Origin of the sequence: Spirosoma sp. SC4-14 (assembly GCF_037201965.1) — a bacterium.
Taxonomy (GTDB): domain Bacteria; phylum Bacteroidota; class Bacteroidia; order Cytophagales; family Spirosomataceae; genus Spirosoma.
Map to the genome: position 1 here is coordinate 1,069,586 of NZ_CP147518.1, position 14,318 is coordinate 1,083,903.

Annotated in this window: 13 protein-coding genes; 5 read left to right on the plus strand and 8 right to left on the minus strand. The window is 49.4% G+C overall.

Going from position 1 to position 14,318, the window contains the following annotated elements; all coding sequences use genetic code 11:
* Positions 1 to 59 precede the first annotated feature (59 nt).
* Complete coding sequence (locus WBJ53_RS04385; protein ID WP_338874839.1) at positions 60 to 1,022, plus strand: alpha-E domain-containing protein; 963 nt, start codon at positions 60 to 62, stop codon at positions 1,020 to 1,022.
* Between the two features lie 63 nt (positions 1,023 to 1,085).
* Here the strand turns inward: WBJ53_RS04385 and WBJ53_RS04390 are convergent, their stop codons facing one another.
* The 6 genes from WBJ53_RS04390 to WBJ53_RS04415 all read right to left on the minus strand — a co-directional run bounded on the left by WBJ53_RS04390 (position 1,086) and on the right by WBJ53_RS04415 (position 8,696).
* A complete protein-coding gene (locus WBJ53_RS04390) occupies positions 1,086 to 1,856 on the minus strand; it encodes a hypothetical protein (RefSeq protein ID WP_338874840.1) in 771 nt (256 codons plus the stop codon).
* A 223-nt stretch (positions 1,857 to 2,079) separates the two neighbouring features.
* A complete protein-coding gene (gene glgB, locus WBJ53_RS04395) occupies positions 2,080 to 4,110 on the minus strand; it encodes a 1,4-alpha-glucan branching protein GlgB (RefSeq protein ID WP_338874841.1) in 2,031 nt (676 codons plus the stop codon).
* 177 nt (positions 4,111 to 4,287) lie between these two features.
* Entirely contained in the window at positions 4,288 to 5,949 is a 1,662-nt protein-coding gene (locus WBJ53_RS04400; protein WP_338874842.1) for a putative maltokinase, read from the minus strand.
* A 106-nt stretch (positions 5,950 to 6,055) separates the two neighbouring features.
* Complete coding sequence (locus WBJ53_RS04405; protein WP_338874843.1) at positions 6,056 to 6,295, minus strand: hypothetical protein; 240 nt, start codon at positions 6,293 to 6,295, stop codon at positions 6,056 to 6,058.
* Between the two features lie 57 nt (positions 6,296 to 6,352).
* Positions 6,353 to 7,843, minus strand: coding sequence for a S8 family serine peptidase (locus WBJ53_RS04410; protein WP_338874844.1), 1,491 nt, complete (start codon positions 7,841 to 7,843; stop codon positions 6,353 to 6,355).
* A 94-nt stretch (positions 7,844 to 7,937) separates the two neighbouring features.
* The gene (locus tag WBJ53_RS04415) at positions 7,938 to 8,696 is read right to left on the minus strand and encodes a phytanoyl-CoA dioxygenase family protein (RefSeq protein ID WP_338874845.1); all 759 of its coding nucleotides are present in this window, start codon (positions 8,694 to 8,696) and stop codon (positions 7,938 to 7,940) included.
* A gap of 187 nt (positions 8,697 to 8,883) precedes the next feature.
* On the opposite strand from WBJ53_RS04415, the gene WBJ53_RS04420 reads away from it, so the two are divergent.
* The gene (locus WBJ53_RS04420; protein WP_338874846.1) at positions 8,884 to 9,372 is read left to right on the plus strand and encodes a GtrA family protein; all 489 of its coding nucleotides are present in this window, start codon (positions 8,884 to 8,886) and stop codon (positions 9,370 to 9,372) included.
* 477 nt (positions 9,373 to 9,849) lie between these two features.
* Here WBJ53_RS04420 and WBJ53_RS04425 read toward each other — a convergent pair whose 3' ends face one another.
* Both WBJ53_RS04425 and WBJ53_RS04430 read right to left on the minus strand, forming a co-directional pair.
* On the minus strand, positions 9,850 to 10,617 hold the full coding sequence (locus WBJ53_RS04425; protein ID WP_338874847.1) for a hypothetical protein: 768 nt from the start codon (positions 10,615 to 10,617) through the stop codon (positions 9,850 to 9,852).
* A 192-nt stretch (positions 10,618 to 10,809) separates the two neighbouring features.
* Positions 10,810 to 11,127 carry a helix-turn-helix transcriptional regulator gene (locus WBJ53_RS04430; RefSeq protein ID WP_338874848.1) on the minus strand — a complete coding sequence of 106 codons (318 nt, stop codon included), beginning with the start codon at positions 11,125 to 11,127 and terminating at the stop codon, positions 10,810 to 10,812.
* Between the two features lie 212 nt (positions 11,128 to 11,339).
* On the opposite strand from WBJ53_RS04430, the gene WBJ53_RS04435 reads away from it, so the two are divergent.
* From WBJ53_RS04435 to WBJ53_RS04445, 3 genes are all read left to right on the plus strand, one after another.
* On the plus strand, positions 11,340 to 11,747 hold the full coding sequence (locus tag WBJ53_RS04435) for a VOC family protein (RefSeq protein WP_338874849.1): 408 nt from the start codon (positions 11,340 to 11,342) through the stop codon (positions 11,745 to 11,747).
* A gap of 71 nt (positions 11,748 to 11,818) precedes the next feature.
* Positions 11,819 to 13,507 carry a beta-xylosidase gene (locus tag WBJ53_RS04440; protein WP_338874850.1) on the plus strand — a complete coding sequence of 563 codons (1,689 nt, stop codon included), beginning with the start codon at positions 11,819 to 11,821 and terminating at the stop codon, positions 13,505 to 13,507.
* 345 nt (positions 13,508 to 13,852) lie between these two features.
* Complete coding sequence (locus WBJ53_RS04445; protein ID WP_338874851.1) at positions 13,853 to 14,314, plus strand: hypothetical protein; 462 nt, start codon at positions 13,853 to 13,855, stop codon at positions 14,312 to 14,314.
* The last annotated feature ends 4 nt before the right edge of the window (positions 14,315 to 14,318 follow it).

A 14,318-nucleotide genomic window follows, 5' to 3' on the forward strand; every position in this document is an offset into this window, starting at 1 on the left:
AAGCGAACGAACACCTATTTTTGTTAGTCTCCCTCCGTTGCTAACCCAATTTTTCAACTATGCTGAGCCGCGTTGCCAACTCTGTTTACTGGATGCATCGCTATATAGAACGGGCCGAAAACTATGCTCGTTTTATGAGTGTTAACTTTAATTTGGCCCTCGATCTGCCACCAAATGTAGAGCAACAATGGGAACCGTTGCTGATTGCTACGGCCGATGATGTTCTCTTTGCCAAATATTACGATCAGCCAACGCGGGAAAATGTCATTCAGTTTATGACGTTCGATAAGCGGAATCCTAATTCCATTGTGTCGTGTCTGAGCAACGCCCGCGAAAATGCCCGCACAATCCGTGAGGTTATCTCAAAAGAAATGTGGGAGCACCTGAATCAGTTTTATCTGAAAGTACGCGAAACGTCGCCAAAACAGCAGCGTGGACAGGTACAGGCCCAGAATTTTTTTACCGAAATTCGTAACGACACTCAACTGTTCTACGGCATTATTGATGCCACCATCACCCGCAATGAAGCCTGGCACTTTGGGCGATTGGGGCGGTTTCTGGAACGTGCCGATAAGACTTCCCGGTTTCTGGACGTAAAATACTTTACGCTGCTTCCCGAAGTAGAAGCCGTTGGCTCAACACTCGATCTGATGATTTGGTCGGCCGTACTCAAATCTGTTAGTGCCTACAACATGCATCGTCAGCAATATCGGGCGCTGACACCTTCCAGTATTGTCGAATTTCTGATTCTGGATAAGATGTTTCCGAGGGCTGTTGCGCATTGCATACGGCAGGCCGAATTGTCGCTGTATGAAATTTCGGGCAACAATATCACTCACGGATTTGGCAATACTGCAGAGCGAACGCTGTCGAAACTACGGGCAGAAATCGAGTTTACCGAAACTACCGATATTTTTAAAACAGGCCTGCATCAGTATCTCGACAGTTTTCAAACAAGAACGAACGAAATTGGCGCGGCTATTTTTGAGACCTATTTCGATCTCAAACCTGTGGAGGTGTAGGTTCGTTATCTGTTGCTCATTGGTAAACTAACAAATGACCAATGAGCAACAGCCGATGCCTGATTAATAAAAGATAGGGAATGTTAAGGCCAGATAGGCTAGGCCTGAGCGATGGCGAAAGCGATTGTTGTCGGCTTCAACATCGCGGTTATTAACTGTAATTTCAGTTGTTAACCACTGATAACCAAATTTGACGGACATGCGCTGATTAAGGTGCAAACGGGCATATACTTCCGATGATAGCGTGCCGATGTCGTTATCGCCCAATAAACGGACATTAAGGCGACTCGGATGAGTCTGCTGAAAAACGTTGTTTCCCTGAAAATAAACGGACGAATCGCGGCTGGCGGCTGTTTTGAGGTTATAGTAGCCTGTCGATGATGTGTAGCGGCCAGTTCGGCTTCGGCCAATGGTTACGCCCAGAAGATCGGCGCTGACACCTAGATCGATAATCCCCAGATTGACCTGCGCCCGAAGGCCTGCACTGAGCGATGTCATGGTGACATAATCGAACCGGACGGTATCAATATTTTGCACAAGCAGCGGCTCCGATAAGGCGCCAAAACCGGTTTTGCCACGAGTAAGCCGGGAAGGGGCGGTGTAATAATTGAGATTATCGCCGTAAAAAGCACCTAACCGCACCGTCCAGCCGAGCGAAAACATCTTGCGTTCGCCAACATTAATAAGCTGATAATAAGCTATCGATGGATTGTAATTGCTCTTGCTGTATGACATGCCCACATCGAAACCACTTTTCAGACGAGCCGCAACGGGCGATTGGGCAAAACTATGAATAGAAAATAGAGTTAGTAGCGCAACAATGGTTCTCTTCATGCAAACTAATCAGGATGTACGAGCCGGCAAAGATACGCTCAAAGCCGGGATTCTACTGTCTTAACGATTAATCTGATTATGCAGTCATTGCCTTTTAATAAAAAGATGTTACTTAAAGGACGTCACTGCGCCCAGATAGCTAAAACAATGGGTAATAAAAAGGCGTCCTCCTTTTCAGATGTGACGCCTTTTTGTGGTGAATAGCCCAGGAGTTAACAACTTGTTATTCCATTTTTAGTACGATAGCAGCCAGTGGGGGTATGTTTAAACGGATCGACTGCGAACGGCCGTGCCAGGCCGAATCCTCGCTGTGCATAGGGTGCGGGTTGCCGATTCCACTACCGTAAAATTCGCTGGAATCGCTGTTGAAAATTTCGCGATAATTGCCCGCTGCCGGTACGCCAATCCGATACCCACTACGTGGAATGGGCGTCATATTGAGCACAATCAGCAGGGTATCTTCTGGCTGGTTCCCTTTTCGAAGATAGGTCAGAACACTATTTTCGCGATCCGATGTATCGATCCATTCGAATCCATCAGCGGTAAAGCTGCGCTCATAGAGAGCAGGCTCGGAGCGATAAAGGTTGTTCAGCGCTCTCACACAGGCGGCTGCACCTTTATGCGGTGGAAATTGCAGCAAATGCCAGTCGAGACTGGTGTCGTATTTCCACTCCGATGTTTGCCCAAATTCGCCCCCCATAAATACTAGTTTACTGCCCGAGTGGGTAAACATATACGAAAACAGGAGCCGTAAGTTGGCGAAACGCTGCCATTCGTCGCCGGGCATTTTACCTACCAGCGACTGTTTGCCATACACCACTTCGTCGTGCGAAAGGGGCAGCATAAAATTTTCGGTGAATGCATACACCGTGCTGAAGGTAAAATTGTCCTGATGATATTTCCGATACGATGGATCGCGTTCGAAATAGCGAAGTGTGTCGTTCATCCAGCCCATCATCCATTTCATGCCGAAACCAAGCCCGCCCGTATAAACCGGCCGCGACACGCCCGGAAAGGCTGTCGATTCTTCAGCAACGGTTTGAACATCAGGATAATGCAGATAGACAGCTTCATTGATTTCTTTGAAGAGCGAAATGGCTTCCAGATTTTCCCGTCCGCCAAACATATTGGGCTCCCATTCGCCAGCGTTCCGAGAATAATCCAGATAGAGCATCGATGCTACGGCATCGACGCGTAAGCCATCGGCATGGAAACGATCGAGCCAGAACAACGCATTCGAAATCAGGAACGAACGCACCTCGGGTCGACTGTAGTTGAAAATATAGCTTTTCCAGTCGGGATGATAGCCTTTACGTGGGTCGGGGTGTTCATACAGATGTGATCCGTCGAATTCATAGAGGCCATGGGCATCGCCGGGGAAGTGCGAAGGAACCCAGTCGAGCAATACGCCAATGCCTGCCTGGTGAAGCCGTTCGATCAGGCGCATAAAGTCCTGCGGAGTTCCGAATCGGCTACTGGGTGCATAATAGCCTGTGATCTGATAGCCCCACGAAGGTTCATAGGGATATTGCATCACAGGCATAAATTCGACATGGGTGAAGCCCATATCCTGCACATAGGGAACTAGCGCATCGGCAATTTCGCCATAGCTTAGTTCACGATCGGGGTTCGATGGATCGCGACGCCACGACGACAGATGTACTTCGTAGACCGAAAACGGTGCGTTAAGTGAGTTTTTGGCTTTTCGGTCGGTCATCCACTGCTGATCCTGCCACTCGTAGTAGGTGTCCCATATAACAGAAGCTGTTTTGGGAGGCAGTTCCCACCAGTGGGCATACGGATCGCCTTTTTCGAGCTGGCGACCGCCTTCGTGAACGATGAAATATTTATAGGTTTCGCCACGACCAATATGCGGAATAAAGACTTCCCAGATACCCGACGAATCCCAGCGGACGTTGAGCGGATGGCTGCCTTTATTCCAGCCATTAAAATTACCGATGACTGCAACATAGCGGGCCGAAGGCGCCCAGACGGCAAAATACGTTCCGACAACGCCGTTATATTCAACAACGTGCGAACCAAATTTCTCGTAGAGTTTCTGGTGCTTGCCGGACCGAAACAGATATATGTCGAATTCAGTAAAGCGGCTGTATGGCCCACTATCCGTCTGGACGGGAGCATTATCGGGCGTCGGTTCAGTCATCGGCTGTTGGGTTAGCATAGGTTGTGCTGACTGTTCGGTTTCAGCCGGTGGGTTAGTAGACGGTGATGTCGTGGTTTTGCGTTTTGCCATTGTTTAGGACTAGTATAGCTACGTTATTGAACGTTATCGGTGCCAGAAAGTTAGAAAATTTCCCTTCCGTTCTGCCGGAAAGTTGTGGCAATTTGGTTGAAAGTATAGCTCAGTAAGCCGACCGATGGGTTAATGTATCCCCAAACAATTTCAAAAATCGTTTAGGGCTGTCGGTGGTTAGGGTCGTTGCGAGTTTAGCAAAGCTGTTTGCAGCATGGGCACCTCGGGTACATAATCGCCATTGCTCAGACGGATTTTCTCAATCTCGCGAATGACGTCGAAGATACCCCGGAGTGGAATTTTTACCCAGGATGGTCGATAACTGATTTCGTAACCCAGTTCGTAAACGGCTTTTTCGAGCAAATAAACCAGCAATAGAAAGTTAATTTCATAATTGTTCTTAAACAGTGCATGTGGGGTGCCAAACACATCGAGATACGCATTCATAAACGTATCGCGGATGAGGTAAAACCACCGATCCGAAACCCGCTGCAGGTGTTCTGAGGTTAATCCATCGGTTTCTACCGAATTGAAGAGTTTGGCCGAAACAGCGTAGTGATACGACCGAATCATGCCAGCCACATCTTTGAGCGGAGAGTGCTTTATTTTTCGTTCGGAAATGCTGCTTTCGGGTTCCCCTTCAAAATCGATCATAACAAAGTCGTTGCCGGTGGCCAGCACCTGCCCCAAATGATAATCGCCGTGGATACGGATGCGTAGCGAATCGAGCGGGCGCTTCCGGAAATCGTCAATGAAGGCTTCAATCATTTCGCGGGCTTCCATAAAAATCCAGGCCAGCCGCTGGGCGAGCGGATCGAGTTTGGTATAATTGTCGATGAGCAACGCATACCGTCGTTCAAGCAAATCCTCGAAACGTTTGATCAAAAACTCACGATATTCGTCGGTGAAGGGTTCGGGAGCAAACGATGCGTCGGCATCGGGTTTGTAGAGTGCACAGTGCATTTCACCAGTTCGTCGGCCCAGTAGTTCCACCTTCTCAAAAACATCTTCGCGAATGGCAAATAACCGCTGTGGCACCGCATACAGAAAATCGTTGAGATAGTCGCCGGTTTGCATCCACGAATCCTTTTCGTTAGGAACCATACGCTGCACCATACCCAGGGTTATGTCGGGACTATTGTCGCGCTGCCAGACAATGCTGCCACCAAAAGCCGGAATATGCGGAAAATTGCTTTCGTCGGTCAGAAATGCCACCATATCTACCTCCGGATTGGTTTCGCGGAAGAGTTTTCGGTAGAGTTTCAGGAAGTATTTTTCGCCAAATACCATAGCCGAATTGCTCGAATCGACGGGCAACACGCGCGACGGCAGCCTGTTGTCGCCATCCTCCAGGCCTTTGCCTTTGTTAAACAAAAGTTGGCCATCAGGTTGTTGAAGTGCCTGATTCTGATAAATATTCGTAAATAAAGTATGGCGGAATCGTTCGTCGTAAATAGCATCGACTAATATGCCTGCTTCACCTGCCAACCTGGCTTTAGCCAGACGGCCTTTGTCTGGAATGTCTGCCAGCGCTACCCGATCGGCAATGGCATCGGTAATAAACGACAGCGGGAGTTGATAGCTTTCGGGCGCACCGTCGGTATAGGTAGCTTCTATGATCAGCAGATAGGCAACGTCGCCATCCTCCAGGGGCAGTGTATGAATTGTCTGGACAGAGAAACCCGTTTGAGAGCGTGCTTTACCAGCAAACCAGCGACAGGTATTGACATACGAAGGGAGTACTGTCTGGGCCAATGCTTTCCAAAAGTCAGGGTTGGACGCAATTGTATGGGAGGATGACCACGCAGTTGGCGATATAATTGGTTGAATCGTAGGCATGAAGACAGATCTGATGTGCAAATAGACTCATTTGCTCGCTTTAAGTCAAAAATTTCTTGAATATACAACAGCTTTACTGGCGTTTGTGTTAGCCGAATGTTGACAGTTAGCGATCAGGAGGCTTTCGGATGGTTGGACGTGTCGAAGGAATTGGATAGCTGGTTTCCTGGCTAACAGTCCAGTTGGGGAGCTGGCCTGCTAGCTCATGCATTACCTGCTCGCTGGTAACCTCTACCAGCACCGATTGATGGCTTGTATCGATTACCTGCGTTTTTGTTCGAATAAGTTGAAGGTCATCTTCTGGTAACGGCGAGATGCCCTGAAAGTTTAAAATATATCGACTCATAGCTTTAGTAATGCGTGAATTGCTTTTCGGTGGATGCTGGTTGAGGCAATTGCCCTACTACGACGTAAACAGCATCCCCGTACCTTCAAAAGTAGCCCCGAAACCCAACAACTGAACGTTGGTAGCCAGAAACCGGATCATGGCTTCGGAACGGCTTGCATTGCGGGGCATATTGAGTATATCCAGTTGCGACGATAGAAGCCGGGCCGCAACTCCGGTGGCCATAGGGCAGGCCATCGACGTGCCGCTTAACGGAGCATAACCATCCGGCACCGACGATATAATACCGACTCCGGGAGCAATGAAATCGACTTCGGGGCCGATGTTTGAAAAAGCCGCTACAAAGTTTTTTTTATCGATGCCGTAGGGGGCAGCGGTATTGGGTGAATCGGTTGTGTTAGCCGGAAAAGTGCCTTTGCGTCCCATAGCACCAACGGCCAGCGAAAGCGAAAACGAAGCCGGAAAACTAACCGGTTGCCGACCATCGTTGCCGGTTGCTACAAAACAGAGGGTACCATGGTCATGGGCAAAAGTAATGGCCTGCTGTGTAGCTTCGTCGGGAGGGCCACCGCCAAGACTCATGTTCACAAGGTCGCAGCCATCCGCAACAGCCTGCTCAATGGCTTTAACGATAGCAAAATTTGATGCCCCCTCGCTGCCTTTCCCAAACACCCGGTATACATGAAGCTCGGCATGGGGCGCTACGCCCCGAACGCCCGTTGGGGGTGTGCCATGTGCCGCAATGATACCCGATACGTGAGTACCGTGCTCGTCGACATCGGCAAAATCGGTGGGATCTTCGCCCGTAACGGTGCAGCCTCCTCCGGCTATGGTCAGGTCAGGATGCGGACCAGCCCCCGTATCAATGACGGCAACCTTTACGCCCTGGCCAGCAGGCATACTATCGGTGGTGGGTGGATAAAAGAAGTTCCTGGCGTCCTGATAATCGAGCTTTATGGGCTGAATGGCAAACGTATCGTTGTTTTTGAGCGTAAGGTTTTGTTTCCAGAAACTCCAGTAACCCGCCTTCGGATAGATGTATAGCTGATCGATGATGCGATTGCCTATGCTTTTGAAGGTGACAATGCCCTGGCTATTTGAGGTGCCCTGTTCGCCCGCCCGCTGTTCGAAATCCGTGAAAGCAACCGCCGTAGCGCCAATAATAGGCTTCCCTGATTTAGCATCCTTCAGTTGAATTCTGACACTAACGCGGGGCTGAGCGGCCAGCGCCGAAGGTTTCTGACGCACTTCGGGCCGCCAGATTTGTGGATAATAGAACACTTCGGGCACAATGCGTAGGCCCGCTAATTCTGCCCGGAGTGCAGGCAAGGCTATTTCTGGAATGCTGATAAGCTTTGTGCCCGTTTGGCTGGTTGAATCAAGCACAATAGCCTGGTCGGCCAGATCGGTGTTCAGCACATCGTTCAGATGAGTATTGACCGTTAGTTTGGCAAAAGTCGCCTGCGTTTCCGATTGAAGCTGCGGAGCAGAGAGTCGGGTTTCTGTTTTAGGTAACAGAATATAATGCTGGTAAGTTAGCTGAGCCATGATGCGTTTGGGAGCAAGTGTTGGATAACGCAATATTCAGAAAGAAAACTGTTACAAATCAGTATCTGTTTTCAATTCTTCCGCTTATTTTTTGTCAGGAAAATAGTCCTCTCCGGATTGCGGTTTCTACCGGCGAATAGCTGCCATTTTGCCGGTATAACTGAAGGGGTGTGGCCGGAAGCAAAGGCGGTTGCGCCATAAAACGAGGGCTTGTGCCCCGGTGGGGTTGTGCCGCATGAATCAGAAACGGATGGCAGATATAGACCGTACCTGCTTTGCCGGTAGCCAGCGTCATGGGGCGCTCAAAAGAGTTATCCAGCCGTTGGGCTAATTCAATAAACGACAGACCGTTGGCACCTGCCGGTTCGAGTAGCTTCGGTACGTCCAGATGAGAGCCAGCCAGAATGCGTGTTGGGGCATCATTGACCCCAACATCGGAAAATAAGAACAACAACAGCAAGGCACGGCCAGTTGAGGTTACATTGAGTCGCCAGGAACCATCGGCTCCCTGAAAACTAGCTTCGGCATGCCATCCGGTATCACCCGGATCGTTGGGACTCGGGAAGCGAATGGGAAATGTACCCAGACTGCCGCGGGGTAGCCAACGGCCTATACCCACCAGTTGATCGAAAGCATCGACAAGGGTAGGGGCGTTAGCTGCCCGTCGAAACGGTTCCTGGTTGTAGTCGCCCAGGCGGATAACGGGCTGAGTCCAGCTCGAAGGCTTATCTGGATCGCAGCCTGTGTCTTTCCACAGTATAGCCCGGCCCTGCTCGGCCAGCTCTTCCGGAAAAGCATTGTCGATACGCAGGAATCCATCGTTAATAAACTGTTCAATTTGCGATTGATCCATATCAGACTGGTTTAAAAAGCGCCTTGGAGAGGATACTCACTTAGCCAGTTGAACCGGGAACTGTGGTAAAATAGCTATAAGCCGAAGCGTATAACTACAGTAACTGCCAAATCGGCGAGGGGTTTATAGAACGGCATCGATGCGCACCGGGCTTTTCCTATCTTTGCCGTTCGCTTTTATCGTCATTATGGATAGTCAACTATTCAACAGAAGAGATTTAATTGCTTATTTTATTGTTGCAGCCATTGGAGCATCCTTACAACTGGTTGTGGGTACACTGCTTCAGGAATGGTTTCCGGTAACGTATGAACAGGCTTTACTGGCGGGTTATATAGCTTCATTTTTCGTAGGTTTTTACCTTACCAAACTCTTCGCATTCAACGCTAAAAACTCGGCCAAAACCCGCCGGGAAATAGCTAAGTTTACGCTCGTTTCCATTATATCCTGTATTATCACGGTATATGGCTCCTCGCTGCTTTACAGCCTTTCTGTCGATTGGTTCCGGTCGGTTATTGTTACCATTCCTGCTTCAACAAAAGAAGTGAATGTGAATAAACTGGTAGCGCACACATCGGGAATGGGACTGAGCTTTATCAGTAACTACGTTCTGCACAAACAATTCACGTTTCGCAATACTGGTTTCTACGACAAACTGAAACGATTGCTGAATCTGTAGGAGGCTTATTATTCTGGTGTTATGGACTTGATGCCCACTTGAGGCTGCCACAAACTGTTGCGCATTGCATATGGCAGGCCGAATTATATCCTGCCACTTAAGGCCAATATCAGCACGGAAGGTCTGCTGAGCCGATGCTTAAACTGGCCGTAAGCAAACGAGAATAAACGGGTAGAGCAGAGTGACCCTGGGCGATGGTTATGCCAGCTGTTGCAGAATCATGAGTAAGGCTGTTTTCATGGCATTGGATATTTGCCTGAAAACGGGAATTTTATGCGTGCAGTAGGTATCTGATTGAGAGGGAAGGGATTGTTTTACTGCATGAGCAGGCTGTTTAGTAGACGGTAGGGTGGAAGAGGATACTAATGGGTATGGTTCTATTTTCAACAGGTACGCACCAGACCGTGCCATACTTAAGCTAGCGTCATCATTAAGCGTGGCTGGCATGATGCGTACCTGTTGAGTCGATGCAATCAATTAGAACTTAGCGGTGATGCCTAATTTTATGGCCGATACACCATAGCCTACTTCGGCAAAGGCACCAACTTTGGGCGAAAACATAAACCGCGACCCCAGGTGTAGCCCCACAAATAGGCCACTATTGTAGCTATTGCCATAATAATAGCCATAATCATAGGAGTCGTTATAGCCAGCATACCGAAACCCAAGTGATGCACCAATGTATGGGTCAAAGTTATTGTTCTGTACGTTCAGCGCTTCGCCTAAATGATACGAAGCTCGGGCTCCGGCATAAATGAAATTGTATCCACCTGAATAGTAGCCGTAGTTGTAGTGATAGTAATCAATGGAGCCGCCTACCGAAAAATTGTTTTTGGCTCCTACCTCAACCGAAACTCCGAGTGGTAGTCCACCACCATAGTACGTTGCCAAGCCCAGGCCAGCATTCAGGTACACCGGCCGAGTGCGGTGCGACGACCGACTGCCTGTGTGGCTTACGGCCGGACGAGTTGCGGCCTGCGGGCGCGATTGAGGCTGCTGGACGGGGGATGCCTGGTGCGTTTGGGCTGGTGCCTGACTGGCTACCGGAGCTGTTGATTGAGGTTTACTGGCTGGTGTGGCTGCTGCGGGCTTGCGAACTGCGCTGGTCGGTGCTGATTTAACAACTGGTTTTTTGGCAGTTGAAGCGGTTTTGGCAGCCGGACGGTGAACCTGCTGGCCCTGAACAAAATTGACTGAGCAGACAAGGGCAAACGCCAGAGCTGCAATTTTTGTAGACGTTTTCATGACAGTATTTGTTGTTTCTGGTTGCTTGAGGAACGATACAAACTTATATCGCCGACCATCGGCTAAACCAGACATGACTGCCTGAACTGCCTAAAGAGTGTGCTGAACTGTTTAGACGAATGGGTGAAACGGATGAATCGGAAACCGATAGGAATGCAATCGAATTCCCAATGCGATAGGCTCAGGCAGCTATCAACGATCTACAGTAGCGGCAGCTTTCAGTACCGATTCGAGCAGTCCTGGAAACTTTTGCTGTAATTCGTTCGACCGTAGTGAAGTGAGACTTTGTGTGCCTTCCGTCCGAATCTGCACAATGCCCGCTTCGCGCAACACCCGAAGATGATGCGACATGGTTGATTTGGCAACCGGAGTAGGTATAGACCCGCAGGGCTGCTCACAGGTCTGTTTCGCGAGACATTTGACAAAGTTTAACCGTACCGGATCACTTAACGCATGTAGAATGCCCGTTAGCGTAATCTGGTCGACCGTGGGGTGGTCGTATTGTTTCATGATGTTGTTCGGTTCGTCAGGCCAGAAAAGGTGCCGACAATAACTGGAAATAGAACGGTCAGGATGACCCAAAAATTCAGTAAATATCAGTCCGAGTTCAGCAATAAGACAAAGAGAAACGGATAAAGCCGCACAGAATAAGTAAACGCGGGCTTCTTTGCGGCTTCTTTATGACTGTTGTAATCCTACTTACAAACCCTCCTAAAATCATTATGAAAACTACAGTAAAAGAACTGCGCCTGATTCTGACCGTCGATAATCTGGATGAGTTGATCGCATTTTACCGCGACACGGTTGGTCTGGAAACGTCGAAAGAATGGCACGAAGAAACGGGTAATGGGATCATTCTGGATGCAGGCCGGGCATCTATCGAACTAATTGATGCTAACCATGCCGCACGAATTGATCAGATCGAGGTCGGGAGCCGGGTATCTGGGCCGGTTCGGTTAGCATTGCGCGTAACCGAACCTATTTCCGTTGCTACCGACATATTGACGAGTGGGGGCGCTACGTCGGTAGCACCGCCTACAACGGCACCGTGGAGTGACGTAGCAAGAGTTCAGGCTCCCGATGGGATGCAAATTACTTTATTTGCTACGTCGACACTGGTTGATAAATAAGTGGCAAAAAGAATGGCACGGTAGAACCATTCCCGGTAATGCTTTAGTTCGTCATACTCTTCTGCTGAATTATGCTGCGTTCGGTTTGCCAGATAATCCTTGTTTTTCTGTCGGTTAGTACGGCCTGTTTTGCCCAATCGCCTTCACCCGTTTCTATTCAGGTCGATCTGGCGAAGAGCCAGGGGCCGCTTCGGCCAATATGGGCGTGGTTTGGCTACGACGAACCTAACTACACCTACATGAAGGACGGCAAAAAACTGCTCACCGAAATCGCGAAGTTGAGCCGGGTTCCGGTCTTTGTGCGAGCGCATAGCCTGCTGGTAACGGGCGACGGTACGGCTGCGCTGAAGTGGGGTTCAACCAATGCCTACACCGAAGATGCCCAGGGGAAACCGGTATATGACTGGACAATCGTCGACCAAATTTTCGACACCTACATCGAACGTGGTATGAAACCGCTGGCCCAGATTGGGTTTATGCCCGAAGCCCTGTCGTCGAAGCCGCAACCCTATCGGCACCACTGGCAACCCGGCGATAACTACAACGACATCTACACGGGTTGGGCTTACCCGCCCAAAGACTATGCGAAGTTTGCTACGCTTGTTTATGAATGGGTAAATCATTCGATAGCCCGCTACGGTAAAAAAGAAGTTGAAAGCTGGTATTGGGAGCTATGGAACGAGCCGAATATTAGCTACTGGAAAGGCACAACGGAGGAATATATCAAACTCTACGATTATACGGCCGATGCGGTCAAACGGGCCTTGCCAACGGCCCGTATTGGCGGCCCCGAAGTGACAGGGCCTAACTGGGATGTGTCGGAAAAGTTCTTCCGGGCGTTTCTGGATCATGTGGTCAACGGTAAAAACTACGTGACAGGTAAGGTTGGGACTCCGCTCGATTTCATTACGTTTCACGCCAAAGGAGCACCAAAAGTTGTCGATGGCATTGTGCAGATGAACATGGGTACGCAGCTTCGCGACATCGACAAAGGTTTCGAGATTGTGGCGTCGTACCCAACTCTCAAAAAACTCCCGATTATTATTGGCGAATCGGACCCTGAAGGGTGTGCAGCCTGCTCGGAGGATCTGCACCCGCAAAATGCCTATCGCAACGGTACTATGTACTCCAGTTATACCGCAGCTTCGTTTGCCCGTAAACATGATCTGGCCCAGGCGCGGGGCGTGAATTTGCTTGGAGCCGTTACGTGGGCTTTTGAGTTCGAAGATCAACCCTGGTTTCGTGGATTTCGGGATTTGGCTACCAATGGAGTCGATAAACCCGTACTGAATGTATTCCGAATGTTTGGCATGATGCAGGGCAACCGAGTAGAAGTTGCGCAAAATCTGGCCTACGATTACCGCAAAATCAAAAATGAGAGTGTTCGGGGCGAGCCCGATATCAATGCCTTTGCCGCAAAAGACGCCAGGGAGGCAGCTATCATGGTCTGGAATTATCACGACGACAATAAATTGGTGGCTTCATCGTCGGTTACTGTTCAGGTTAAGGGCGTGCCGGGCCAGCGAGTGTTGCTACAACATTATCGCATTGATCAACAGTTTAGTAACTCCTATGAGGTCTGGAAAGCAATGGGGTCACCAAAGAATCCAACAGCCGAACAGATTGCTGCCCTCGAAAAAGCGGGCCAGCTTCAACTGCTTACGTCGCCCGAGTGGATCAACGTGAAAGATGGGACTACAACCTTATCGTTTTCGTTGCCGCGACAGGGCGTTTCTCTTCTTAAACTTTCCTGGGAATAACCGATTGGCGGCCCAACTATACGCCTTTCGACAAACACCTCTCCGAACGGTGTTTGCCTGTAAGCCAGAATCTACGACTAAGAACACGTAATTATCGACTAAATCGGTTAATCGTTTAAACCAATGGCGGCAGATTGTGGTCTCTCAGCGGAGGAGCCATGAAGTTGCGACAATTTCCGGCCAAATGGTGTATCGGCTAGTTTGTATAACCAGTATTGGGCCAGTCTGCCAGTTATTAAGCCATATTGACCGATTGTAAAGTCATAGCTACCGATTAGTAAGTAGGGTTAGGTTGCGCAGTATATGTGCCTCACTTTTGTTTATCCTCTTTTTACTATTTAGAAAATGGCAACAATTCTTCCGTTACTAATCGCTTTTGGCGGCTTGTTTTTTGGGGCTTTGTTTTTCTTCGTCGGCTGGTACCTGTGGTATGATGGCCGTGATCTTCGCACGAGTGGGCTTACGGTGACAGCAACCATTCTGAAAAAATTTCGGAAAGCGGATCAGGGAGCCTGGGGTAATCTGGAAAGTTATTATGCTCAATGTCTGTTTCACGACGCTGCGGGGCAGCCTCGTGAGGTCGATGTGTATATGCACTCAAGGCTTTGGGCGCAGGTAACTGAAGGCACTACTACGCAGCTTACCTATGTGCCCGACGAGCTGGATGAGCCACTCCCCGGCTCACGATCGAATTGGGAGGTTCGTGGCATTGTTGGCGTTGGCCTGATGGCCTTTGCGGTGTTGCTCATTCTTACGCTGACCATTGGCGGCATTCAGGCCTGGCTCAGTGCCAATCATGCGTTTTAACGGG

Excerpts from the sequence above, each read along its gene's own strand:
- WBJ53_RS04440 (WP_338874850.1), top strand. The coding sequence starts at position 11,819 with ATGCTGCGTTCGGTTTGCCAGATAATCCTTGTTTTTCTGTCGGTTAGT.
- WBJ53_RS04445 (WP_338874851.1), top strand. The coding sequence starts at position 13,853 with ATGGCAACAATTCTTCCGTTACTAATCGCTTTTGGCGGCTTGTTTTTT.
- WBJ53_RS04385 (WP_338874839.1), top strand. The coding sequence starts at position 60 with ATGCTGAGCCGCGTTGCCAACTCTGTTTACTGGATGCATCGCTATATA.
- WBJ53_RS04410 (WP_338874844.1), bottom strand. The coding sequence starts at position 7,843 with ATGGCTCAGCTAACTTACCAGCATTATATTCTGTTACCTAAAACAGAA.
- WBJ53_RS04425 (WP_338874847.1), bottom strand. The coding sequence starts at position 10,617 with ATGAAAACGTCTACAAAAATTGCAGCTCTGGCGTTTGCCCTTGTCTGC.
- WBJ53_RS04430 (WP_338874848.1), bottom strand. The coding sequence starts at position 11,127 with ATGAAACAATACGACCACCCCACGGTCGACCAGATTACGCTAACGGGC.
- WBJ53_RS04390 (WP_338874840.1), bottom strand. The coding sequence starts at position 1,856 with ATGAAGAGAACCATTGTTGCGCTACTAACTCTATTTTCTATTCATAGT.
- WBJ53_RS04420 (WP_338874846.1), top strand. The coding sequence starts at position 8,884 with ATGGATAGTCAACTATTCAACAGAAGAGATTTAATTGCTTATTTTATT.
- WBJ53_RS04415 (WP_338874845.1), bottom strand. The coding sequence starts at position 8,696 with ATGGATCAATCGCAAATTGAACAGTTTATTAACGATGGATTCCTGCGT.
- glgB (WP_338874841.1), bottom strand. The coding sequence starts at position 4,110 with ATGGCAAAACGCAAAACCACGACATCACCGTCTACTAACCCACCGGCT.
- WBJ53_RS04435 (WP_338874849.1), top strand. The coding sequence starts at position 11,340 with ATGAAAACTACAGTAAAAGAACTGCGCCTGATTCTGACCGTCGATAAT.
- WBJ53_RS04405 (WP_338874843.1), bottom strand. The coding sequence starts at position 6,295 with ATGAGTCGATATATTTTAAACTTTCAGGGCATCTCGCCGTTACCAGAA.
- WBJ53_RS04400 (WP_338874842.1), bottom strand. The coding sequence starts at position 5,949 with ATGCCTACGATTCAACCAATTATATCGCCAACTGCGTGGTCATCCTCC.